At 52.4% G+C, this 22,974-nt stretch carries 20 protein-coding genes; 12 read left to right on the top strand and 8 right to left on the bottom strand.

The genetic code is table 11. The annotated features are described in order from the left end of the window. Positions 1–2: 2 nt before the first annotated feature. Entirely contained in the window at positions 3–689 is a 687-nt protein-coding gene (gene pxpB / locus BSEL_RS05090; protein ID WP_013171929.1) for a 5-oxoprolinase subunit PxpB, read from the bottom strand. A gap of 60 nt (positions 690–749) precedes the next feature. Further along, the gene (locus tag BSEL_RS05085; protein WP_013171928.1) at positions 750–1,586 is read right to left on the bottom strand and encodes a sugar phosphate isomerase/epimerase family protein; all 837 of its coding nucleotides are present in this window, start codon (positions 1,584–1,586) and stop codon (positions 750–752) included. A gap of 223 nt (positions 1,587–1,809) precedes the next feature. On the opposite strand from BSEL_RS05085, the gene BSEL_RS05080 reads away from it, so the two are divergent. Continuing rightward, positions 1,810–2,304: a DinB family protein gene (locus BSEL_RS05080; protein WP_013171927.1), complete on the top strand. Its 495-nt coding sequence runs from the start codon at positions 1,810–1,812 to the stop codon at positions 2,302–2,304. A gap of 50 nt (positions 2,305–2,354) precedes the next feature. Here BSEL_RS05080 and BSEL_RS05075 read toward each other — a convergent pair whose 3' ends face one another. Together BSEL_RS05075 and fdhD are read right to left on the bottom strand one after the other, a co-directional pair. Further along, complete coding sequence (locus BSEL_RS05075) at positions 2,355–3,311, bottom strand: acetylxylan esterase (RefSeq protein WP_013171926.1); 957 nt, start codon at positions 3,309–3,311, stop codon at positions 2,355–2,357. 57 nt (positions 3,312–3,368) lie between these two features. Beyond that, positions 3,369–4,124, bottom strand: coding sequence for a formate dehydrogenase accessory sulfurtransferase FdhD (gene fdhD / locus BSEL_RS05070; protein ID WP_013171925.1), 756 nt, complete (start codon positions 4,122–4,124; stop codon positions 3,369–3,371). Between the two features lie 237 nt (positions 4,125–4,361). Between fdhD and BSEL_RS05065 the strand changes: the two genes are divergently transcribed. Beyond that, on the top strand, positions 4,362–5,303 hold the full coding sequence (locus BSEL_RS05065) for a bile acid:sodium symporter family protein (protein WP_013171924.1): 942 nt from the start codon (positions 4,362–4,364) through the stop codon (positions 5,301–5,303). Positions 5,304–5,378: 75 nt separating this feature from the next. Here the strand turns inward: BSEL_RS05065 and BSEL_RS05060 are convergent, their stop codons facing one another. Together BSEL_RS05060 and BSEL_RS05055 are read right to left on the bottom strand one after the other, a co-directional pair. Beyond that, a complete protein-coding gene (locus tag BSEL_RS05060) occupies positions 5,379–7,409 on the bottom strand; it encodes a methyl-accepting chemotaxis protein (RefSeq protein ID WP_013171923.1) in 2,031 nt (676 codons plus the stop codon). Between the two features lie 162 nt (positions 7,410–7,571). Next, the gene (locus tag BSEL_RS05055; RefSeq protein ID WP_013171922.1) at positions 7,572–8,249 is read right to left on the bottom strand and encodes an NAD(P)-binding domain-containing protein; all 678 of its coding nucleotides are present in this window, start codon (positions 8,247–8,249) and stop codon (positions 7,572–7,574) included. A gap of 152 nt (positions 8,250–8,401) precedes the next feature. Here BSEL_RS05055 and BSEL_RS05050 point away from each other — a divergent pair, with 152 nt between their 5' ends. The 6 genes from BSEL_RS05050 to BSEL_RS16995 all read left to right on the top strand — a co-directional run bounded on the left by BSEL_RS05050 (position 8,402) and on the right by BSEL_RS16995 (position 14,584). Continuing rightward, a complete protein-coding gene (locus tag BSEL_RS05050; RefSeq protein ID WP_013171921.1) occupies positions 8,402–9,991 on the top strand; it encodes an L-lactate permease in 1,590 nt (529 codons plus the stop codon). 589 nt (positions 9,992–10,580) lie between these two features. Then, positions 10,581–11,093 (top strand): hypothetical protein, encoded by a 513-nt coding sequence (locus BSEL_RS05040; RefSeq protein ID WP_155522703.1) that lies wholly within the window; start codon positions 10,581–10,583, stop codon positions 11,091–11,093. After that, positions 11,048–11,362, top strand: coding sequence for a cache domain-containing protein (locus tag BSEL_RS05035; RefSeq protein WP_041581766.1), 315 nt, complete (start codon positions 11,048–11,050; stop codon positions 11,360–11,362). Before BSEL_RS05040 ends, BSEL_RS05035 begins: the two co-directional genes overlap by 46 nt. 9 nt (positions 11,363–11,371) lie before the next feature. Continuing rightward, positions 11,372–12,799, top strand: a complete 1,428-nt coding sequence (locus BSEL_RS18175) for a diguanylate cyclase domain-containing protein (protein WP_041581764.1) — start codon at positions 11,372–11,374, stop codon at positions 12,797–12,799. A gap of 49 nt (positions 12,800–12,848) precedes the next feature. Further along, the gene (locus BSEL_RS18170; protein ID WP_269815728.1) at positions 12,849–13,331 is read left to right on the top strand and encodes an EAL domain-containing protein; all 483 of its coding nucleotides are present in this window, start codon (positions 12,849–12,851) and stop codon (positions 13,329–13,331) included. A 26-nt stretch (positions 13,332–13,357) separates the two neighbouring features. After that, positions 13,358–14,584 carry an S-layer homology domain-containing protein gene (locus tag BSEL_RS16995; protein ID WP_013171920.1) on the top strand — a complete coding sequence of 409 codons (1,227 nt, stop codon included), beginning with the start codon at positions 13,358–13,360 and terminating at the stop codon, positions 14,582–14,584. 56 nt (positions 14,585–14,640) lie between these two features. Here the strand turns inward: BSEL_RS16995 and BSEL_RS05010 are convergent, their stop codons facing one another. Beyond that, entirely contained in the window at positions 14,641–15,573 is a 933-nt protein-coding gene (locus tag BSEL_RS05010; RefSeq protein ID WP_013171919.1) for an acetamidase/formamidase family protein, read from the bottom strand. Positions 15,574–15,757: 184 nt separating this feature from the next. Here BSEL_RS05010 and BSEL_RS05005 point away from each other — a divergent pair, with 184 nt between their 5' ends. From BSEL_RS05005 to BSEL_RS04995, 3 genes are all read left to right on the top strand, one after another. Continuing rightward, entirely contained in the window at positions 15,758–16,573 is an 816-nt protein-coding gene (locus tag BSEL_RS05005; RefSeq protein ID WP_013171918.1) for a pyruvate, water dikinase regulatory protein, read from the top strand. Continuing rightward, positions 16,573–19,230, top strand: coding sequence for a pyruvate, phosphate dikinase (ppdK, locus tag BSEL_RS05000; RefSeq protein ID WP_013171917.1), 2,658 nt, complete (start codon positions 16,573–16,575; stop codon positions 19,228–19,230). Before BSEL_RS05005 ends, ppdK begins: the two co-directional genes overlap by 1 nt. A gap of 252 nt (positions 19,231–19,482) precedes the next feature. Continuing rightward, positions 19,483–20,142, top strand: coding sequence for a LuxR C-terminal-related transcriptional regulator (locus BSEL_RS04995; RefSeq protein ID WP_013171916.1), 660 nt, complete (start codon positions 19,483–19,485; stop codon positions 20,140–20,142). A 541-nt stretch (positions 20,143–20,683) separates the two neighbouring features. On the opposite strand, the gene BSEL_RS04990 is transcribed toward BSEL_RS04995, so the two are convergent. Beyond that, the gene (locus tag BSEL_RS04990; protein WP_041581762.1) at positions 20,684–21,727 is read right to left on the bottom strand and encodes an IS1595-like element ISBse1 family transposase; all 1,044 of its coding nucleotides are present in this window, start codon (positions 21,725–21,727) and stop codon (positions 20,684–20,686) included. Positions 21,728–21,893: 166 nt separating this feature from the next. On the opposite strand from BSEL_RS04990, the gene BSEL_RS04985 reads away from it, so the two are divergent. Beyond that, positions 21,894–22,937, top strand: a complete 1,044-nt coding sequence (locus BSEL_RS04985) for a permease (protein ID WP_013171913.1) — start codon at positions 21,894–21,896, stop codon at positions 22,935–22,937. The last annotated feature ends 37 nt before the right edge of the window (positions 22,938–22,974 follow it).

The raw sequence follows: 22,974 nt of genomic DNA, 5'->3' as shown, positions 1-22,974 counted from the left end.
CGTCACTCTCCTTCACTCAGTCGTTGAAAATCAGTTTCCGATATCGCCTCAAACCGGATCCGGTCCCCCGGTCTGAAGAGGCAAGGTTCTTCCTTTGTCACATCCACAAGGCTGAGGGGCGTCCGGCCAATCAGCTGCCAGCCCCCGGGGGACGGGGATGGATATACACCTGTCTGACCTCCCGCGATCCCGACACTTCCTGCAAAAACGCGCTGCCTCGGCGTTGTCTTTCTCGGTATGGAAAGTGCCGGGTCCATCCCGCCGAGATACGGAAAGCCCGGCAAAAAGCCGAGCATATACACCGTATAGTCCGCATTCATATGAAGCCGGATGACCTCTTCTGAAGGAAGCTGAAGATACCGGGCCACTTCTTCAAGATCCGGCCCGAAGGTTCCGCCATAGCTGACAGGGACGGTGATGATCCTTGATTTCGGCTCTTGTCCTGGTTCATGCAGATCGCTTCTGATCTCTTCGTACACCCAGTCTCTGAGAGCGTTACTGACCATCGGCTTCGTGAAGAACAGTGTCACCTGATGATAGGACGGCACCACATCCTCAATCAACCCTGGAAACCGGCCTTGAAAAAGATCTGTTACCCTCAAAACCTGTTCGTGAACGGTCTCGGAAATCTCTTCTCGAAAAACAACACTCAGAACTCGCGGGCTGATCTGTTCAATTGCATATATCAAAACAAGCCCCCCTATTCTCATTCGCTTTAGCTTGGCAGGCATCCAAACCACAACTTATAATCAGCGGATGACAATGCCTTCCCTTTCTGCAATCCCCCGGATATAAGCCGCGCCGCTCAGGTAGCTTTCCTCTTCTTTGAAATGTTCCATGCGAAGGGCAAAATCGCGTCCGAGCCCGTGAAGCTCCTTCAGTAACGTCCGGTAATCCATAAAGCCGTCCCCTGGGACCGTCTCTCTGATGTGGACAGACAGTTCATGCTCAAGGCGCACGTCCCTCACATGCACATTGCAGATAAAGTGCCCGAGCCTGTCGACAAAATCCTTGATCAGTTCGGCATTATTGAAATACGCCCGGGGTGAGTGAATCATGTTCGCAGGATCAAAATGCACCCCGAAGGCCTCTCTGTCGATGGCCTTCACGAGGGATTCGTAGCTCTCTCTGCCGTCAGGAATCATCCACGGCAACATCTCCAGCGCGTATTTGGCGTTTACGGGTTTGACGTCATCGATGATCTCCCGCACCGTGTCAACAACGAGGGTAAACGTATCCGGATGAAAATGATCCGGGTGCGGTCCGTCCCAGTTGTCCGCGAGAGACCCGGCAATATTGACGCACGACAGCGCACCGATCCGTTCAGCCAGTTCGAGCTGTCCTTTGCAGTGGGACACTGCGGCCTTGCGGATCCGATCATCGGGGCTGATGGGATTGCTCCAGGCTCCCACTTCCGATATGAGTATGTCGTTGGTTTTTGCCGCCTGGCGAAACGCCATCAGCTCAAAATCGCTCGCCGCTGTATCAACGGGGCAGACCGACGCTGAATAGCCAAGCCGATTCAATTCACTGATCCATTTCTCCGGTGTCGATACATCCTGAAAAAATTGTCCTGTCAGTCTCATCGCAGTGCCACCTTCCTTCGTTTATCGCAAGTGTGTTTCTTTTCAGTGTATCACATGTTTTGCCAAAAAATCTGTCTTGAATGATGGCTGAAACCGGCTGTTTATTGTTTCGCGCATGCCCGTCGCATGTTTTTGCGTTCAGGAAGCGAAAATCTTTGAAATGACCGGGGAAATCCGATAGATTGGAAGTTGAAGGACAATTTATCAGAGGAGTGATTGTTGCATGTATCGGAAAATCAATGATTTCAGACTCGACTGGCTCGTATCTGTCGACAGAACCAAAAAGGTGATCGACACCATCACCGACGAGACGATGGACCAGGCGATTGAAGACGGTCATAATACCCTCGGTTCACTGGCCTGGCACTTAACCCAGTCCGCTTTTGGCATCGGCCGTATGCTCGAAGTACCGGTAAAGCCGCCGCCCGTTGAAGAACAGCCAAAGACGGCCGAAGAGCTGTTAAAGCATTACCACAACACCACGGAATCCCTTGAACTCGGCATTCTCCAGCACTTAAAAGAAGACATGCTCACCGATCACGTGCATTTTGCCGGCCAGGACATGAACAAAGGCCAGCTTCTCCGCATGATCATCGATCATCAGACCCATCACGTCGGACAGATGACCGTCCTCTTGCGACAGGCAGGCCTCCGCGTTCCCGGAATCATGGGACCGACGAAGGAAGACATTGCCGAACAGCGTGCTCAAAGCCACTGAGAAATAAAACAAACCGGCGCCTCTTATTGAGGTCAGCCGGTTTGTTTTGATTATGGCGCGGTGAGAAACTGAAAGATGCGATCCGGGAGACCCGGGAGATTCTCATGTTCAAAGTCCGGATACACGACGAGTTCTTTTGCCGACTGAATCCGGTTGTACGCGGCGAACTGTGTCGATGGGGGACAAATGGTGTCGATGAGTCCCGTCGCCATGAGTGTGTTCCCCCGGATCCGTTCTGCGAGGTGCTGGACATCGATATAGCCAAGCCGGGTAAAGATCGCTTCCTCCCGCTCGTGAAGAGGATCAAACGAGCGGAAAAACCGCCGCAGTTCCTCATAGGCACCGACGTCGAGATCCATCTCCCACACCCGCCGGTAATCGGTCAAAAACGGATACACAGACGCGAGCCTTGTAATCCGGGGCTCAAGGGCTGCACAGGCAAACGTCAGCCCACCGCCCTGGGACCATCCCGTTGCCATTAGTTCATCGATACCGAACTGCGCATCATCCAGGAGAATCCCTGCGAGCTGAGCGGCATCGAGAAAGATATGGCGAAAGAGGAGGTTATCCTCATGATCGTCAAGTCCGCGGATGATCTGCCCGCGAAGCGTCGGACCCTTGACGCCACCCGTGTCTTCCGATTTCCCGCCCTGCCCCCTTACGTCCATGGCAATGTAGCTCACACCTTCTGCGGCATAGCCGAGCTTCGGGGTCCAGTCCCCGTTGTTGATGGAATAGCCGTGAAAATCGATCACAGCCCGCCCTGAGTCAACGGTCTTCGGTCGAATGTATTTCGCAGAGATCCGCGCACCTCGAACGCCCGTAAAAGTCAGTTCATAACAGGTCGCAAACGAGGTCTGAAAACCGGCTTTCTCAAGACGGACGTCGGGCTTCACCGCCCGCATCTCCGCCAGGGCCCTCTCCCAGTAGGCGTCAAAATCCACCGGCTTCGGGCTTCGCCCCCGGTATGTTTTCAGTTCGTCAAGCGGGAGGTCAATCACTGGCATACTCATCATCCTTTCTCATCTGCATCATCCTGCTGTTTGATCGTCACGGTCTCCCTTTTACCGCTCTTCAAGGAGATGTTTCAGGTCGTGTTCGACCCGGCCGTGATTTGTACACACTTCCGCACGTCTGCCGCGCATATAGGCGACGACTTCGACACCGAGATAGTTGGCGATCTGAACGGCCTGATGCGTCGGCGTCGTTCTTGAACCGACGATGCCGATCCCGTACTTCGCCGCCTTTGCCATCATCTCGTACGATATCCGCCCGGACGTGAGGAGAATCAGTTCCTCAGCCGGGAGCGCATGGCGAACAGCGTAACCGAGCACTTTGTCGACGGCGTTATGGCGGCCGATGTCCTCATAGACGATCATTTCCCCGTCGAGGCCAAAGAGGCACGCACCGTGCATGCCGCCTGTTTGGTCATAGAGCGGCGTCTGTTTCCCAAAGGCCGCCATCTGTTTCAGTAAATAGCTTAACGTAACCTGACGGACCGATCGAACCTCAGGGAAATCCCGGACATCGCTTTGTGAGAAGAAGGTGATGCCTTTGCCGCACCCTGCCGTGTAATGCTTCTTCCGCTCACCGAAAAACAAGCTTTCCTTCTCTTCAGCCACTTCGACATCGATCCGCCCGAGATCATCCCGGACTTTCAACTCTTCAATCTCTTCCGAAGATGCAATCAGCCCTTCGCTGTACAGATAACCGATCGTCCAATCCTCAAGGCCTGTGAGCGAGAGCTGAAAGGTCGCAAGTTCTCTCCCGTTCACCATCAGCTGTACCGGATATTCATCCGGAAATGTGAGTCGTTCCATGTTCTGATCACTCCAATAGTCAGTCGTATTGTCTGACATTCTTTTTCAGCCTTGCTTATTAACACAAGAAGTGAACATAAAAGGCTTGTCATCTTCACCATCATGAATCAAACTGTAGACTGAGTATCACCCATCTGCCTGCAGTTATATCCATCATACATAGAAACCGCGCAGACTGGAATCTTTTTTCACAGTCATCATTACCCGTTCAAACAATACGGAAAGGACGTTTCTGTCATGCCGATCATCAACCGCTTCATCAATGCCCATATCGCCTGGCTTACCCCGCTCGTTCTGACGGTCGGGATTCTGTTGCACGGATTTTTCGGAAATCTTCAGGGGCTGATCCCGTTTTTGTTTGTCCTCATAACCTTCCTCAGTTCCACCGGGGTCCATGTCCGTGACCTCACCGAGGCCATTACCCACCCGCTGCCGATCTTCATCACGCTGTTCGTCAGTATGATCATCACGCCCGTTGTTGCCCTCATCGCAGCGAGTATCGTCTTCAGCGGAAACGAAGCGTATCTGACGGGGACCGTCTTCGCCTTTTTGATCCCGACCGCCGTCGCAAGTGTTCTCTGGGTGACGATGAACAAAGGCAACATCGCCCTTGTCCTCTTCATCATCCTCATCCATACGCTCATCGTTCCCATCTATCTGCCGGTGTTTCTCTATCTGTTTCTCGATGTCAGTATTGTGATCGCTTATGGCGAACTCGCCCTGGGCCTCTTTCTCATCCTCGTCCTGCCGTCCCTTGCCGGGATTGTGAGCGGGCACCTGTTTCGTAAAACCGTTACACGCATGAACCAGGGCATTCAGCTCACCTCCAAACTCGCACTCTTTACAATCATCATGATCAACGGCTCCGTCGTCGCACCGGTGATCTATACCTTTGATGCAGAGCTTGCCCTTGTCCTTCTGAGCGTCTTCAGCATTTCCGTTCTGGCCTACGGTCTCGGCTATCTGTTTGCCAGGCTGTTTCGGCTCACCCGGGCGGACATGACAGCCGTCTTTTTCGCCGCCGGAATGCGAAACATCGGGGCAGGATCAGGACTTGCGGCCATCTTCTTCCCGCCGGCTGTCGTGCTGCCGGTGATTGCCGGGACCCTGTTCCAGCAGATCCTCGCCTCTCAGATGAGCCGTTTTTTGCACAAACAGCACCATGACGGCTCGGCCTGACACGCACAGCTTCATTCGGTCACATACACAAAACGGCAGCCTCCTCTGAACATCAGGGCTGCCGTTTCTCTTTTGTTACAGCGTAAACCGCTTTGTCTCCTCTTCAAGGGCTCCTGCGATGTCCGTCAGCTCTTCGGCATTGGCCGAGATCTGATCGAGGGTTTCTTTCTGTTCATCGGATGAAGCCGTCACCTCTTCGGCGGAAGCCGCCGTCTGATCGACGATCAATGAGATGCCTTTGATGGATTCATCCACCTCTTCGGCATATGTCCGCAGATCGTCGAGCTTCTGATGGACCTGATTCACCGCCTCCCGGCTCTTCGTAAAGGCTTCACTGATCTGTCGGATCACGTCACCGCTCGCTTCCACGAGCTCGACCTGTTCTTTCATCAGCGTCATGTTGCCGTTCATCGTCGTCACCGTTTCAGCCGTCTCTTCCTGCACGCCCTTGATCAGCGTATCAATACGCTGACTCGACGCATTGGACTCTTCTGCGAGCTTTCGAACCTCATCGGCGACGACGGCAAAACCTTTGCCGTGTTCACCCGCCCGTGCGGCTTCAATGGAGGCATTCAATGCAAGGAGATTCGTCTGTTCGGCGATGGAGCTGATCTCAGAGACGATGCCGCCGATTTCATCGGAACGCTCACTGAGCCGGTTCAGCACCTTCGTGGACTGATCCATACTCGCTATGAGCGACTGCATATGCGTAACCGACTGCCCGACGCTCGCTTCCCCTTCACCTGCAAGCTCCGACGCACGGCCCGCTTCATCGAGAGCGTGTCTGGCGTGGGTCTGACCGTCCTGTGTTTCCGTAACGGTGCGCGCCATTTTCTCTGCGATGGCTGCCATCGCTTCCGACTGTTCCACGGCGCCTTCAGTGACCGAAGACATGGAACGGGCAATCTCTGACGCCGATTCACCAGTCTCATAGGCCCTTGCAGACAGGCTGTCTGAGGCCTCGCTCAGTTTTTCCGCCGCATCCCGGTTCTTCGTCATCACCTGACGGAGCGAAGCGGACATGTTGTCAAATGAGCGGGCAAGAACGCCGATTTCGTCTTTTCGTTTCCTGTAATGTGCCGGGATCTCTTCTGAGAGATCCAGCTGTTCGATCCGCCCGGCATGATCCGTCATAACCCGGATCGGTTTAATAACAACCCGGGCCACCAGAGCGACGATCACGGAGATGACGACCAGACCTGCGAGGCCGATCCACGTCGACTGATTGACCGTATCCTGCAGGGCTCCGAAAATCTCGTCCTCATCGGTCACCGTGCCAAAGGACCACGGGGTTTGCGTGTCACCGAGATGAATCGGCGTGAACGTTTTGTACACGTCCATCCCGACGGAAACGGAGTGGGAAACTTCGTTCATCTCCTCTCCCCCTGAGATGGCGTTTCGGTACATCTCAGGATCACCCTCCGTCTCATCTCCGAGTTCTCCGGCGATATTACCGACCCGGCTCACATCCGCATGGGCTGCCACTATGCCCTCATTGGACAACAGCCGGCCAAATCCGCTCTCAAACAGCATCACGTCTTCTGTGAGCATCTGAATCTCATCAAGGCTGAAGATGACGGTCGTCATGCCAATCCGTTCATCATCGTCATAGATCGGAAGGGAGATGGCTGACACCATCCGCGCCTCGTCCCCGTCGCCGTCCATCACCGGTTCCGCGAGATGTTCCCGCTCTTCTGTCAGGACGGCTGCTTCCATGGCATCCCGGTCAAAGGCCGCCGTATGCGGCCGGTATGTAAATTCCCTGAAATCTCTTCTGGCGTCGGGGTTCGGTAAATAGAGCGCAATCTCGAGGACCGATTCATTTAACTCAAACGCACTCTCAACAATCGCATTCACCTGTCCCTGATTGACGTCCGTAATATCCGCCGCTTCAAGGGCAAACGCCACCTGAGACGCCTGGGCGTGGTAACGGTTCAGAATGGTCTCCACCTGTGATGCCGTCTCCCGCGCCATACTGAAGGCATAGTCATGAGACTGTTCTTCAATGTTCCCACGAAGATTGAAAATAATCGAACCGATTGTGATCAAAAAGACAAGTAGCACAGCCGGCAGTATGACCGCCAGCATTTTTCCCTGCAGCTTCAAATGCATCTCCCCCTGTATCCTCTCTCTGTATGTTCCGTTATTGCCAGTAGATGACCACTGTTCAGTATAGCGGAAACCGCTCCCGTTGGTAAGACATTTGTCATGTTTTCTTCCGCCTGTATCGTTCATCAAGGGAGAAACAGGACGCCAAACAGATGCTCATTACTCCCCGTCTGCTTCACGCCTGACAGCTTCTGCAAAGCCGCCGAGCTCGTCTGCTTCATAGGCTTTGACGATCTCAGGAACCATGTGACGGAGCGCCAATCTCCGGTAATCCGCATCATAGCCCTCTTTCTCAAGCTCTCTTTCCAAACGGACCGCGGCCGTAACCGCCGTTTTTGTCACGAGCCGGTTGAAGGCTTCTATCTCTTCTTCCGTTCCGGTGCGCGTCGTACCAAGGCGTTCAAAGAAAGCACGCAACGTCTCGTCCATATCCCATGCACCGGACACGAATAGCGCCCCGCCCGCCTCTTCAAATGCCTTTGCATGCCCGGCAAGCTTCACTCCGGTGAAGGCAAAGGCAGGCCACGCTTTCTTCAGCCGGTCTGTCCGGTCCTTTGTCGAGAGGTTGATCAAAACCGGAGAGACATGCCCCTCCACCCCGGACAGTTCATCAAGAAATGTCTCCATGGCACTCGCCGGCAACGCCAGCAGAACGTACTCACAGCCCGTAAGTTCAAACAGCGATGCGGCCTGATGAAGGGTTCCATCGACCGCTTCCTTTGCTTTTGCCGAGTCCGGGTGATAGACCTTCAGAGGCAATCCTTCTGCATCGCACTTCTTTAATAACGCGCTCCCCAGTCGGCCGATGCCAACGAGTCCCCATTTTGAGCCAGTCATCTTTTTCCACTCCCTTCCTTTTTCTTGCTATATTCATGGATTGAAGACGGTTACCAAGTCCATTATAATGGAAACAGGCCCATTTGTGATCATGCGAGCTTTTTCGATCGATATTTATTGTAAATCCACTAACGAACAGGAGCGATGTCATCATGTTATTCATTACTGCGACCAGTGCAATCTTGCTTCCGTTTTTATTTCTGGTCATTTTAAGAATGTCCGCGAAACAGGGGATGCTTTACAGTGCCCTCATCTTTATTACCCTCTCCTATTTCGTCTGGGGGATGGAGGCCCTCCCCCTTACCGCTTCGATCTTTGAAGGCTTTCACCGGGCCCTGACGATTCTCTTTATCCTGATCGGAGCCATCGTGCTTTTAAACACATTGAGACAGACGGGTGCCGTCGACCGGATCAATGAAGGATTCCGCAACATTTCACCCGATATGCGCGTGCAGGTGATCATCGTGGCCTTTCTCTTCGGTGGACTGATCGAAGGCGCCGCCGGATTCGGAACCCCGGCTGCCGTAACGGGACCGCTCATGGTCGCCCTCGGCTTCACGCCCCTTGCCGCGGCAACGATGGCTCTCATTGCCGACAGCACGTCCGTGTCATTCGGCGCGGTCGGAACACCGGTCATCGTCGGGCTCAGTAATATCGAAGGCGCCGGAGCCGAGATGTTTCAGGAAGTGGCCGTGAAGATTACGATGATGGACATCCTCGTCGGCTCATTGGTCCCGTTCATCCTGATCACGGTCCTCACGGTCGCCTTCGGCAAACAGAAGGGACTGTCTTCTGTCATCGGGATGCTGCCGTGGTCACTGATGATCGGCCTCGTGTACACCCTGTCCGCTTTCCTGTATGCATCCCTGTTTGGCCCGGAATTCGTTGCGATCCTCGCGTCAATCACCGGGCTTGCCGTCGCAACTGTGACGGCAAAGAAAAAATTCCTGCTTCCGGCTGAGCCATGGCAGGATGCCCTGCAGGAAGGCTTTACCGTCACTGAGGAGAAGTCAGAGATGAGCCTCCTCTCCGCCTGGAGTCCCTACGTGATTGTCATCGTGCTTCTTCTCATGACGCGAATCGTCGAGCCGGTACAGCAGTTCACCCAAAACGCCATCGACCTCAGCTGGTCAAATATTTTTGGGGTCGAAGGCGTCACCTCCAACTGGGAGTTTCTCTATTCCCCGGGGGCCGTGCTTCTGCTTGCAGCGCTGATCTCTGTGTATACCCAGCGAAAGACGTTCGGACACTTCATCACCGCAGCCAAAGAGACGGTCCCGACGGTTTCGGGCGCCGCGCTTGCCCTGTTTCCGACCCTCGCCCTTGTGCAGGTATTCAGTAACTCGGGCATCAACGCCAACGATCTCGTCTCCATGCCCCAGCATATCGCGGCGGTTATGGCAGGCTCCCTCGGCGGCGTATGGCTCTTCGTTGCACCGTATCTCGGACTGCTCGGTTCCTTCATCACAGGGAGCGCAACCGTATCCGTCCTGACGTTCTCACCGATTCAGTACAGCGCAGCCATGGACACCGGACTCAATACGAACCTCGTCCTCGCCCAGCAGACCGCCGGAGCCGCCGCAGGGAATATGATCTGTGTGCATAACGTCGTTGCCGCGGCGGCCGTTGTCGGCATGGTCGGTAAAGAAGGCGACATCATCCGAAAAACCCTGATCCCGGCCCTTCTGTACGCATTCCTTGTCGGTGTCGCCGGTACAATCGTCGCCGCCTTCATCCTTTGATCACTGAACTGCCGTTTGCATACACAAACAAGCAGCCCCCATAAGCCAGGGAGCTGCTTGTTTGGCTTGTTATAAAAGTGCCTGAATTTCCGCTTCAAATGATGCGGGATTGGCGCTCGGTTCAAAGCGGCTCAACACTTTTCCTTCCCGGTCGACAAGAAACTTCCGTGAAATTCCATTTGATGCTGTTTCCTTCAAGGAGCTGTAGATACTTATCCTGAAGCATCTGTTGCAGTAACCGGGCACTGATCGACGAGGGATCAAAAGCTCTGAACGGCTGGGCATCCTTGATAAAGGAAAACATCGGATGCGCGTACGGCCCGTTCACGTCTGTTTTTTGAAAGATGGGAAAAGACACGCATAACTTTTGATTATTATAATTATCACTTTTGTACAGTGAAAATCACACCCCCCGTCACCATCCTCTTCACGCTCGCTTATTTGGATGATATTGCAAGTTAAGGCGGACATTGTTCGCCGTTTCCGGGAAGAACTTGTGAAGCGATGGTGAAAGGCGCATTTTTCCGGAAAAACTGGTATTATTTTCTGCAACACGACTCTTCACTCACAGGAAGGAGGTTGATGGTCCATGCAATGGTTACGAAGAAGCATGTCCCGACAATACAGCGTCATGTTTTTGCTTGCTCTCTTACTCTATGTCCTGATGACCGTATTCGTCCTCGGCAACCATATCCGTTCGTTTTCTGAAGAAGCCATTCAGGAAAACCTCCGTCAGGAAGCCGGTCTTGCAGCCCTCGAAACAGAGCGTTTCCTCAACCAGTATGCAGCCATTGTCGAACAGATGGCTACGAATCACTCCTTTCAGACTCTCGCAGCCGATGTGAACACAACTGCTAGGAAAGAATCCCATCCCCTCTATGACCATGTCGTCACCCAACTCCAGGATATCCATGCCATAAATCCCATGATCCATTTCGCTTATATCGGCATCAGCGGTGCCAACGACCTGATAGCCCGTATACCGGGCTACACGCCCGAAGAAGGCTTCGTCCTCTCCGAGCGCGACTGGTCACCCTCGAATCCGAAGAGATCTGGATGTCACCGCCCTACACGGATTTCGGGACGGGTGAAGCCGTCGTAACGTTCTCAGCACCGCTGCTTCCGGATCACGAACAGGGTCCTCCGGGTGCCGTTGCCATTGATATTTTCCTCGCTGATATTCAGGAGGAACTCCAGACATATGGAGCAGGTGAAACGGGCTACGTGAGTCTGATGGATGACACGGGGACACCCCTTTTTCATCCGGATGAAGCCGTTTTGGAGGGGCAAAAGACGGATCCGCTCCTGCCACCCACAAGTGACATGCAGCACAACACAGACTTCGCCGAACAGGATGGCCACCTGATTTAAGCGTACCCAATGGCTCAAAACAACTGGACCGTCTTTGCCGTCATCGATGAAGAAGAAGTGAGCGAACCCGTCTCCGCTCTTCTCGAACAGTCATTTCTTCTTCTGATGGTCGTCACCGCAGCTGCAGGAGGGCTTTTGTATCTATTGAACTGTTCCATGACCGTTCCTGTTCAGAACCTCTCACTCGCCGTAAAAGCCTATGACCGTGAAGCGACCGGCCTCGACGTCCTTAAACCGTATTTGAGTCGTCATGATGAGATCGGAACCCTCGCAAACGGCCTTGCCTCGATGAGCAGGCGCATCCGTCATTACGTCAACACCCTGACGGATAAAAACAGGGAATTGGAAACGGAAATCAGTGAGCGGACAATGATACAGACAGAGCTCGAGCTGACCCTCGCCATACTCGCAGACTCGGAAGATGCCTTCTTTGTCGCGGATTCATCAGGAAAACTGCTGTATGCCAATACCGCTTTTTTCGAGCTGTTCGATTTGAACAGCGACGAAACGGTTTCGGGAGATATAGACGAGCTCCTTGATGAAGAAATAATCGGGCACATTCACAGGAGTCGCACAGGACGGGAGACCGAGTTTCATTTCCGGAACATGCATTTGATTCTGTCTCTTTCCACCATGACGTATGAGGGGCGAACCTATGATATCGGCAGCCTGAAAGACATTACAACGGCCAAGAAACAGCAGTGGGAGATCCAGTCCCTCCGTTTTTATGACCGGTTTACCGGCCTCTTTAATAAAGACCACTTCCTCACGCTCGTGAATAAACGTCTGGACCCGGATGTGGACAAAGGCGGCTATCTGATCCTGATCAACATTGACGGCTTTCGGACAATCAATGAGGTAAAAGGGCTCGGCACCGGAAGTGACATCGTCCTTTCCCTGAGAGACCGTATACAGCGTATGAAAGAACAGGCGGATATCCTCGGCAGAAGCGGCGGAGATGAATTCGCCCCGTTCACAGAAAACCCTGATATCACCCGCTTTCTGACGGTCCTTGAAGAAGAACTGTCCGGCCTGTATCCAATCGGGGACGAAGAATTCTTTGTGAGTGTGCGGATGGGGATCGCTGCCTATGCGGATGACGGCAGGAGCGCCGAAGAACTGATGGGTTCCGCACAGGCGGCACTGAACCATGTCAAACAGGAGCCCAATCAGCGCTATGCCTATTACAACAACAACGTCTCAGAAGCAACGGGCGACGAATACCGGCTCCTCAGTCAGCTGCGTCAGGGGAATGAAGAGGAAGTCTTCACCCTTTATTACCAGCCTCAGATCAACAGCCGCACCGGAGACATTACCGGGATCGAAGCACTTATCCGCTGGGAGCCGGATGGCCGCTCTGTCCCGCCGGATGTGTTTATCCCCGTTGCGGAAAAACACCGGCTCATCCTGCCCCCTCGGGGAGTGGGTGCTTCGTGAGGCATGCCGTTTCAATTAGACGCTCCATGATGAAGGCATTTATATTCCCGTGTCTGTCAACGTTTCGCCTATGCATTTTCATGACCCGTACCTGATTGATCTCGTCGATAGCGTGCTAATGGAGACGGGACTCCCGCCGGAGCTTCTCTCCCTTGAAGTCACGGAGAGCCTGCTTATGAATCAGGGAGTCAACGGGATCCTTGACCGCTTGCATGAGAGATACATCCGGGTGTCCATCGACGACTTCGGCACCGGCTATTTGTCCCTTGCGTATCTGAAGACCTTTCACATCGATCAGGTGAAGATCGACCGGTCCTTTATCATGGATATCCCTGTAAAAGATGAAGGGATGATTGCGGAAGTGATCATTCACCTTGCGAACCGCCTGAACCTCTCCGTCATCGCCGAAGGTGTCGAGACGAAAGAACAGCTTGACTTTCTGCAGAAAAAAGGGTGTGATAGAATACAGGGCTTTTATTATTACAAACCGCTACCTTCAACCGAACTGACAAAGATTTTATTTTCAGGGTAGCCTAGCTTTACAAAGGGGGGATTTAAATGAAGAGATGGATACAGAGACTCGTGAAATCAACGCTTTTATTTTCGATACTGATGATTCCTCCAGTAAACGGTGTCCTAGCTGCAGATATGCCCGACATTCCAAAACAGTATGCTGCAGAAGCAGATCTGTTAATCAGCAAGGGTGTGATTCAGGGGTATAAGGACGGAACATTTAAACCGGAAAATTCCGTTTCGAGGCTTGATGCAGCGATTATGATCGGCCGCTCTCTCGGTTTAAACGGGGAACCACGGGAAACCGGTTTTCATGATGTGCCTGTCGATCACCGCGGATCAGGATATGTCGCAGAAATGAGAGATCACGGGATTATTAATGGATTCAATGAAACAACCTTCGCCCCCTACCGCCCTTTATCAAGAGGGGATATGAGTCTCTTTTTGCACAGGGCATTTCATGATCTCAAGACGCCGTACGATCCGACTGCATTTTTTGATCTCTCTTCTCGCATGCAGGCTTTTCAAAGCATCCGATACATGACTCAGTCCGGGGTCAGTATCGGGTTCCCCGACGGCACTTTCCGGCCTGGAGATCATGTCACCCGGATGCAGATGTCCCTGTTCCTGGCGAGAGCTTTAAACGAGGACTTCCGCGTTTCCCCGGTGCCGCTCCCTGAACAGCCGAGGATCGCGTCAACCAAAACCGCCGAGGACACCGATCAGATCCTCACCGTCGTCCATAACGGGAATGGCCGGGCCACCGTCACATACTGGAAGAAAGACCCTTATGTCTGGACAAAGGTCCGAAAGACAACAAATGGTTTCGTCGGCATCAACGGAGTGAGTGAAACGAAGCGGGAAGGGGACCGAAACGCGCCTGTTGGCAGCTTCCGGATGCCGTTCGCCTTCGGTACCGACAATCCAGGAACGAAGATGCCGTACAAACCGATTACGAACCGTTCCTACTGGATCTCCAATGTGAATGATCCGCATTACAACACCTGGCAGGAACGCTCAAGTTCCCACGCACATGATGAACACCTGATCCGCTACAGGGATCAGTATAAGTACGCCATGGCCATCGACTACAACATGGATAACCCTATCCCGGGCAAGGGCAGTGCCATCTTTCTCCACGTCTCAAACGGCACCCCGACCCTCGGCTGTGTGTCCGTCCCTGAATCGATGATGCGTTATTTCATGCAGGAGCTCGGAGCCAATACGGGCATCATCATCGTCGAGAACGAAGCCGATATTTACACATATTAATAATGAGAAAGGGCCATGCAGCATCACGTCTGCATGGCCCTTTCTTTTATGGCTCATCATGTAAAGATCCGTTTTGGCAAATAGGCGGAAATGAGATAGTTCGGCACATCGACGATCTCACTGATCTTCAGGTCAACGGCGACGCTGCTTAAGGCGTACGCTTCCTGACGGGAGATCCCGTGTTCCTTCTCAAGATGCTCAATCATATAGCGGACGGCGTTTTTTGACGCGTCCATCAGATCACTGGCGTGCCCGGTCGTCACATAGTAGCCCTTTTCATCGAGCCCCGTCGTCAACGGTCCCGGGGTTTCAAAGCGCGGTTCCTGAATCATTTTTCCTTTATGGAGCTTAAACGACAGTTTGATATGCATCGGGGCTTCGATCGCCGTGCCGCACACCTCCCCATCTCCCTGGGCCGCGTGGGTGTCCCCGACAGAAAAGAGCGCGCCTGTAACCCAGACCGGCAAATAGAGCTTTGCCCCCTTCGTCAAGTGACGGATATCCATGTTGCCGCCGTTTTTTCGCGGAGGGACGATGCCGTGATCACCCGGCTCCGGCAGGGCCACCCCGATCGTGCCCGGAAACGGTTTGACAGGGAGCTCGATTCCCGGAAGGAACTCGGCGGTCTTCTGATTATCGAGATCCCAGATCTTCAGATAGGGATCCTTGAACTCGTCTGCCAAGAGGCCGAATCCCGGAATAATCGCCGTCCACCCCCAGCTGAGCGTGCCGAACTCTTCAATCAGGACTTCAAGGGTATCCCCCGGCTCCGCCCCTTCCACATAGACCGGGCCCGTCACCGGATTCACCTGTGCAAAATCAATTCCCGGGACATCGGCACTCGTGGATTTTCTCGTAAACTGTCCGCCTGACGCATCCATTACTTCAAATGACACACTCTCCCCTGGTGCAACGGACAAGACCGGTTCAATGGCATGGTTCCACACCGTATGATGGCAGTGCTGATGAATGGTATGATTCGCCTTCATCTCAATTCCCTCCTCCATTTTTGAGAACGCTTACTTTTTTCACTGTCCAGTATACCAAATCAGGTCAGAAGAGGGCCAATCCGAAGTTAACTGAAATTTTTTAAAAAAGGGGGTAGCCTGATTTTTAAAATGTGTTATACTATTTAATATTAAGTGTAACACATTAAAAACGGAGGTGAGCCCCATGCAGCGACCAACTGTATTCGTCCTGTCCGATTCCATCGGTGAGACAGCGGAACATGTCGCCAAGGCCGTTGCCAGCCAGTTTCCGGACACGGATTTTCTGTACAAACGAATCCCGTACGTGTCCGATTACGAGGATATCGACGACGCCATTTATCAGGCACAGACACAGCCGGCGATGCTGATTTACACCCTCGTGACCCGGGAGCTGAAAGACTATCTCGATACGCGGGCAAAAGCCGCCGGGATAAGGGCCATCGATCTCATGAGCCCGCTCATGCAGGAGTTTACGGACACCTTCTCGATCACACCGGGCTCTGAGCCCGGGAGAATGCGAAAACTCGACGACGACTATTTCCGCAAAATCTCCGCCATCGAGTTCGCCGTCCGCTACGACGATGCCCAGGACCCTTCAGGTATCCTGAAAGCGGATCTCGTCATCACCGGCGTCTCCCGCACCTCCAAGACGCCCTTGTCGATGTACCTCGCCCATCAGGCTTTTAAAGTGACCAACATCCCTCTCGTGCCTGAAGTGCCTGTGCCGGATGAGCTGTACGAAGTGCCGCCTGAACGCTGCGTCGGTCTCATCATCAGTCCCGACAAGCTGAACAACATCCGCCAGGAACGGCTGAAGACCATGGGGCTCCGCTCGGATGCCACTTACGCCCAGTACGAGCGGATCTTAAAAGAACTCGACTACGCAGAAGCGATCATGAAGCGCCTCGGCTGTCCGATTATCGACGTGACGGCAAGAGCTGTGGAAGAGACCGCCCACTATATTCTCGACGTATTAAAAATCGAAAGGAGAGTCATCTGATGACAAAACTCGTATACGCCTTTCACGAAGGCCAAAAAGACATGAAGGAACTGCTTGGAGGGAAAGGGGCCAACCTTGCGGAAATGACCCGCATCGGTTTGCCGGTCCCGGAAGGCTTCACCATTTCCACAAAGGCGTGCAGCGATTACTACGATCACGACGGGCAGATTTCCGAAGCCCTCACCGATCAGGTCATGACGGCTCTCAAAGAGCTCGAAAGCAAAACCGGCAAGACCCTCGGCGGCAGTGATCAGCCGCTTCTCGTCTCCGTCCGGTCCGGTTCCGTATTCTCCATGCCGGGCATGATGGATACCGTATTAAACCTCGGGATGAACGACGAGACCGTGGACGTCGTCGCCGGTCTGACGGACAATGCCCGGTTCGCCTACGACTCCTACCGCCGCTTTATTCAGATGTTCAGTGATGTCGTCCTTGGTGTGGAGAGCTTCTTCTTTGAGCAGGAGCTCAGCAAATTCCGCCGGGAAAAGGGCTATGAAAGCGATCCGGAACTCTCTGCGGCGGACTGGAAAGAAGTGATTGAAGCCTACAAAAAAATCGTCAAACGGCACACGAAAACCCCGTTTCCGCAGGATCCGAAGGAACAGCTCTTCTTATCCATTAAAGCGGTCTTTGATTCCTGGAACAACCAGCGGGCCGTCATCTACCGGAACTTAAACGACATCCCGCACCACCTCGGCACCGCCGTCAACATTCAAAGCATGGTGTTTGGCAATATGGGTGATGATTCCGGCACGGGTGTAGCCTTCACCCGGGATCCGTCCACCGGCGAAGCGAAACTGTACGGTGAGTACCTCATCAACGCCCAGGGGGAAGACGTCGTCGCCGGGATCCGCACACCGCAGCCAATCGCTTCCTTACAGCGGGATCTTCCTGACGTCTTCGAGCAGTTCATCGATACGGCGAATCGGCTTGAAGCCCACTACGGGGATATGCAGGACATTGAATTCACCGTCGAAAACCGCAAGCTCTTCATCCTTCAGACCCGAAACGGCAAACGGACCGCCCAGGCCGCGATCCGCATCGCTGTCGAAATGGTCCATGAAGGCGTCATCGATAAAGAGCAGGCCCTTCTCCGGGTCGATCCGGAACAGCTCGATCAGCTCTTGCATCCGCGGATTGATCATTCCGACGACGTCGAAAAGCTCACAAAAGGGCTTCCTGCGTCACCGGGTGCCGCCACTGGCCAGGTCGTGTTTGACCCTGATGAAGCGGAGCTTTTAAAAGGCAAAGGCCAAAACGTCATCCTCGTCCGCACGGAAACGACCCCTGACGACATTCACGGCATCGTCGCCGCAGAAGCAGTTGTCACTAGCCGGGGCGGCATGACAAGTCACGCAGCCGTCGTTGCACGGGGCATGGGCAAGGCGTGCATTTGCGGATGCGGCGAGATGCAGATCGACATGAAGGCCAAGTCGTTCCGCGTCGGTAACACAACCGTCAACCACCTCGACACGATCACGATCGACGGCGGCACCGGCGAAGTCATGCTCGGTGAAGCGACGATGATCCCGCCGCAGCTCTCCGATGAGTTTGAAACGATCCTCCAGTGGGCCGACGAAACCCGCCGGCTCGGGATCCGCACGAATGCGGACACCCCGCAGGATGCACAAAAAGCCGTGGAATTCGGGGCTGAAGGAATCGGTCTGTGCCGCACGGAGCACATGTTCATGGATCCCGAGCGGGTCCCGGTCGTCCGTGAGATGATCCTCGCCGATGATCTCGACAACCGGCAAAAGGCCCTCGACAGACTGCTTCCGATGCAGGTCGAAGACTTCACAGGCATCTTCAGAGCCATGGGACCGCGCCCGGTGACGATCCGTCTGCTGGATCCGCCGCTGCACGAGTTCCTCCCGGATAAAGAAGAGCTCCTCGTCGGCATCACACGGATGGAGATCCAGGACCCGGGCGCACCGGAACTCGCCGAGAAGAAAAAGATCTTAAAGAGCGTCCGGCTATTGGATGAATTCAATCCGATGCTCGGTCACCGCGGCTGCCGCCTCGGCATGGTATACCCGGAAATCTACGAGATGCAGTCAAGGGCGATTTTCAAAGCAACTGCGGCTCTTTCAGAAGAAGGGGTCGAGGTACAGCCTGAAGTGATGATTCCGCTCGTCGGTCACGTTCAGGAGTTAAAGGCGATGCGCAAGGTCGTTGAAGATGCAGCCATCGCCGTCACGGAAGAAACCGGCGTATCCTTCACATACACCGTCGGGACGATGATCGAGATCCCGAGAGCCGCTCTGACGGCAGACGCCATCGCCGAAGAAGCCGACTTCTTCAGCTTCGGAACGAACGACCTCACCCAGACGACGTTCGGGTACAGCCGGGACGATGCCGAGAGCAAGTTCCTCCAGCACTACCTCGACCACGGTGTATTGGAGCACAATCCGTTTGCCGTTCTCGATACGGAAGGCGTCGGCAAACTCGTTGAGACCGGTGTCACCCTCGGACGCAAGACGAAACCGGGTCTCAAAACCGGGATCTGCGGAGAGCACGGCGGTGAGAAACGCTCCATTGCCTTCTGTCACGAAACCGGCCTCGACTACGTCAGCTGTTCCCCGTACCGGGTTCCGCTCGCCCGACTTGCAGCTGCACAGGCGAAAGTAAATGAATCCTCAAGGACTGTAAATGTCTGATTTCAGTTTACTTTATCATCCATCCCCTCTGAGTAATTCAGAGGGGATTTTTTTAATGGCACAGTGACGAATACCCATGCCGCATCGCCTACGACTGATCCCTTCGGCACAGCAGGAACGTTAGCCATGTTCAGTCTTTACGGTGAAAATAAATGCCCTTTCAACACTTCTTCATTGCATTATTCAGCTATAAACCATACAATATTTATACACAAAACCGTTTTTTATTGTACAAAAGAGGAGGAGACCACGATGCTGACACATGAAGAAGCCGTCATGATCACCTTGAATCAACATGCCAAAAGTCTGAACAGCATAAAGCCTGTCATGCATATAGCACCCGCGTCCGAGCAGGATATTGATGCAAAAACACTCTTTATTCATCTGACAGAAGACACCGAACTCGATCACGTCAACCGTCTGATCCAGCGTTTCGTCCATCACCAGCGGGTTATTTGTGTCCTTGAGACCGGCACATACAGGGATATCCCCGGCCTTATTCATCTGCCGATCCACGGTATCACAACATTCAAACATCTCCAGTCCGACTACGACACGATCAATGAGGCCGTCGATCAGGGGTATTTCTACATGGATTTTGAATTTCACGCCCATGTTATTCGTGCCATGGATCGATTAAAACAGCCTGCAGAATCGATATCTTCGTTTATTTTGCATCCGCATAACCCCATCTACGAGCTGAACCAGACGGAAAAATACGTCCTTGAAGGCCTTGCAAACGGGCAATCCCCAAAAACCATTGCAGAAGAAAAAGGCTGCTCTCTCTCCACCATTTACCTCGCCTCCATGAACATCGTCCGCCATTTCGACGCCATTGACCGCACCGATGCGGTCGTGAAGGCGATCCGTCAGAACTATCTCTGCCCGGAACACGTGGTTCCGCCTGCCTGACCGGCTGTTTCGGGAGAGACTTTTCTTTTTCTTCACGGCTCTGTTAAAGTTCAATGTTGGTATTTATATAAAAAACGACACTCCCATAAAACTAGGAGTGTCGTTTGGTTTTATTGTCTTCTTCAACTAACGCCACCGTTAGCTTAAGTACAATCTTTCACAAAAGCTTTCTTCAGTTTAAAGAACTTTGAATTTTATTTACAACTAAATGTGTTGAAATTAAAGAAAGAAAATATAGAACGGCACTAAGTCCTCCAGAATTTGATACCGATACATTTGTTATAAACATAACTAAAAAAGGTATCACTATTATTAGTCCGATGTAGATTTTTAAAGGTTCACTCATATTTATTTAACCTCCTGAAATTTATTATTCTGCTAACGCTAACCCGCTTGTTTAAGAACAAGTATTATATATTACCTCTCTTTACCCATCGTTCTAATATCGAAAAATAGAAGTTGAAATGTTGCAAAAGAAACGATAGGCAAAAAAAGTATAGAAAGATGCTAAATTCCCCGTTAGTTGATTAAGAACCAGCTTTTATACAGTGAATTTGGATAATCTAAGTGTATCATAAGTTTCTTTGTTTGGAATTAAATTCCCTTTAATTATCATATCTTTCATTGTAACTTCGTTTCGCTGATGATGGATGCTTTCTAACACTTGAAACCACGCAAGGTAATTGTTCAGATATTTGGTGGCGACACCGTTAAAGCGTTGTATCCAACCTTTCAGTCGGCGGTGGTAGTTGTTGACGTTTTGGATGTGATAAAGCCCCTTTGTGCGAATGTTACCGTCAGACTTGAACTGATAAATGTCCATCTCTTTTTCAAAGGCATAGACTTTAAATGCACGCCAACCATCGGTACATAACACATTCTCTTTGGAAAGTTTATGCCCGATGGATTTATCTAATTGCTCTTTTGTTAACCGACCCATTCCTAACGCTTGGGAAAATGTGACCTTTTCGCGGTCTCTTGCAACGAGGACACATACCTGTTCGTTGCTTATGCCCCGTTTCTTTGCGGAACCACCACGCTTTCGAGGCTTTCTATCTTCAATCTTTTTTTGTCCTTTTTCAGAGTACAGAAAATAGGTCTCGTCCATTTCAACGATACCTTGGAAATTTGAGATTTCCGTCTGTTTTAATGCAGAGAGGAGCTTATGCCGCCAATAAAATAATGTGACGTGAGTAACGCCTCCAATCAACTCCGCCGATTTACGAAGCGAATAGCCTTCTATCATACATTCAATAAACTTCATCCAACGATTAAGATGACGAGTTCGATATAATGCTGTATTAGTAAGGTCGGTGAACGTCCTTCGACAAGCCTTACAGCGATAACGCTGTTTCTTCACTTCTTCACCGTCCGCGATAATAGGGTAATTACCAAACCGCACAATATGCTCTGACTCGCAATCAGGACAACGATAACCGTCCTTATGCTTCCGTTCAGAGATTTCCTCCAGCACCGTTCCTGTTGACGATGACGCAGTAAGGGCATCGATTAAATATTCCCGTAACCGATGCTTTTCCGCTGGATTAAGTTTTTGAATGGTTTTAAGGATATCGGTTGTTCTCACAGTCGTCACCTGCTTTTGTTTGATGACTTCATTATAGAACATTTGTTCGTTTTAAGCAAATATCAACAACAAGCTTTAACAGAGCCTTCTTCACAATTCCCCATACAACCCGCCTCAACAGCGTGATATAATTTCCTGAGAACCTTTTGTCAGGAGTTGTATCCGCATGTCCAAACCGAATCAGAGTCTGATTGGCAAGGATCTCCTTGGCATCGGACTGCTGTTTGTCTTTCTCCTTTTATTTTTATTCAGCGATCAGGTCAGTGACCTTGAATTAATCGAAGCCGTGCCCAATGCGTGGCTGAATGTGAATACGATCTTTCTCAGCATCGTCCTTGAAGCGATCCCGTTCATCCTGCTCGGGGTGTTTATTTCAGCTCTGATTCAGCTGTACGTTTCAGAAGAAACGATCCAGCGCTTTTTGCCGTCAAACGCCTGGGCTGCCCTCGTGCCTGCGGCGATGCTCGGGGCAATCATTCCTCTTTGTGAATGTGCCATCGTGCCTGTCGTCCGGCGACTCATCAAAAAAGGCATGCCCCTTCATGTCGGGGTTGTCTTTCTCGTTGCCGCACCGATCCTGAATCCTGTCGTGTTTCTCTCAACCTACTTCGCCTTTCGGGATAACCAGGCGATTTTATACAGCCGGATGGGTCTTGCGTTCGTCCTCGCCATCATCATCGGTGCTGTCCTGTATCTCGTTTTCCGCAACCGGCCCCAACAGCTCCGTTCCTCGATTCACGAGGGGCTCAGCAGTCACCATGTGCACGTGCATCTGACACCGCCGAAACAGGGACAGGCACTCATGAAGCGGCTGAAGGATATTCTGCATCACGCATCAGACGAGTTCTTTATGATGGGCAAATACCTCATTCTCGGTGCTTTCATTGCCGCGATGTTCCAGACGTTCCTCGACCGCAGTCTCCTGCATGCCATCGGCTCCGATCAGGTAAGTTCAACCCTCGTCATGATGGGCTTTGCCTACCTGCTGTCTCTGTGCTCTGAGGCCGACGCCTTCGTCGCATCGTCCTTCGGTGCTCAGTTTACCGATACGTCGATCGTCGCCTTTCTCGTCTACGGACCGATGCTCGATTTGAAAAACACGTTCATGCTGTTTGCCTTTTTCAAAGCCCGTTTTGTCATCATCTTTATGGCAACGGTCACCTTCGTTGTCTTCGCCGGCGTGATGCTTCTCTCCGGCTGGATTCTGTAAAAAGGACAACCATACCATCCTTTTGGAAGGACTGATT

The organism is [Bacillus] selenitireducens MLS10 (assembly GCF_000093085.1).
In the GTDB taxonomy this organism is placed as follows: domain Bacteria; phylum Bacillota; class Bacilli; order Bacillales; family Salisediminibacteriaceae; genus Salisediminibacterium; species Salisediminibacterium selenitireducens.
This window is presented reverse-complemented; position numbering and strand designations above follow the sequence as displayed.

Coding starts and splice junctions, on each gene's coding strand:
- BSEL_RS05085 (WP_013171928.1), bottom strand. CDS start 1,586: ATGAGACTGACAGGACAATTTTTTCAGGATGTATCGACACCGGAGAAA.
- BSEL_RS05080 (WP_013171927.1), top strand. CDS start 1,810: ATGTATCGGAAAATCAATGATTTCAGACTCGACTGGCTCGTATCTGTC.
- BSEL_RS05075 (WP_013171926.1), bottom strand. CDS start 3,311: ATGCCAGTGATTGACCTCCCGCTTGACGAACTGAAAACATACCGGGGG.
- fdhD (WP_013171925.1), bottom strand. CDS start 4,124: ATGGAACGACTCACATTTCCGGATGAATATCCGGTACAGCTGATGGTG.
- BSEL_RS05065 (WP_013171924.1), top strand. CDS start 4,362: ATGCCGATCATCAACCGCTTCATCAATGCCCATATCGCCTGGCTTACC.
- BSEL_RS05055 (WP_013171922.1), bottom strand. CDS start 8,249: ATGACTGGCTCAAAATGGGGACTCGTTGGCATCGGCCGACTGGGGAGC.
- BSEL_RS05050 (WP_013171921.1), top strand. CDS start 8,402: ATGTTATTCATTACTGCGACCAGTGCAATCTTGCTTCCGTTTTTATTT.
- BSEL_RS05040 (WP_155522703.1), top strand. CDS start 10,581: ATGCAATGGTTACGAAGAAGCATGTCCCGACAATACAGCGTCATGTTT.
- BSEL_RS05035 (WP_041581766.1), top strand. CDS start 11,048: ATGTCACCGCCCTACACGGATTTCGGGACGGGTGAAGCCGTCGTAACG.
- BSEL_RS18175 (WP_041581764.1), top strand. CDS start 11,372: ATGGCTCAAAACAACTGGACCGTCTTTGCCGTCATCGATGAAGAAGAA.
- BSEL_RS16995 (WP_013171920.1), top strand. CDS start 13,358: ATGAAGAGATGGATACAGAGACTCGTGAAATCAACGCTTTTATTTTCG.
- BSEL_RS05010 (WP_013171919.1), bottom strand. CDS start 15,573: ATGAAGGCGAATCATACCATTCATCAGCACTGCCATCATACGGTGTGG.
- BSEL_RS05005 (WP_013171918.1), top strand. CDS start 15,758: ATGCAGCGACCAACTGTATTCGTCCTGTCCGATTCCATCGGTGAGACA.
- ppdK (WP_013171917.1), top strand. CDS start 16,573: ATGACAAAACTCGTATACGCCTTTCACGAAGGCCAAAAAGACATGAAG.
- BSEL_RS04995 (WP_013171916.1), top strand. CDS start 19,483: ATGCTGACACATGAAGAAGCCGTCATGATCACCTTGAATCAACATGCC.
- BSEL_RS04985 (WP_013171913.1), top strand. CDS start 21,894: ATGTCCAAACCGAATCAGAGTCTGATTGGCAAGGATCTCCTTGGCATC.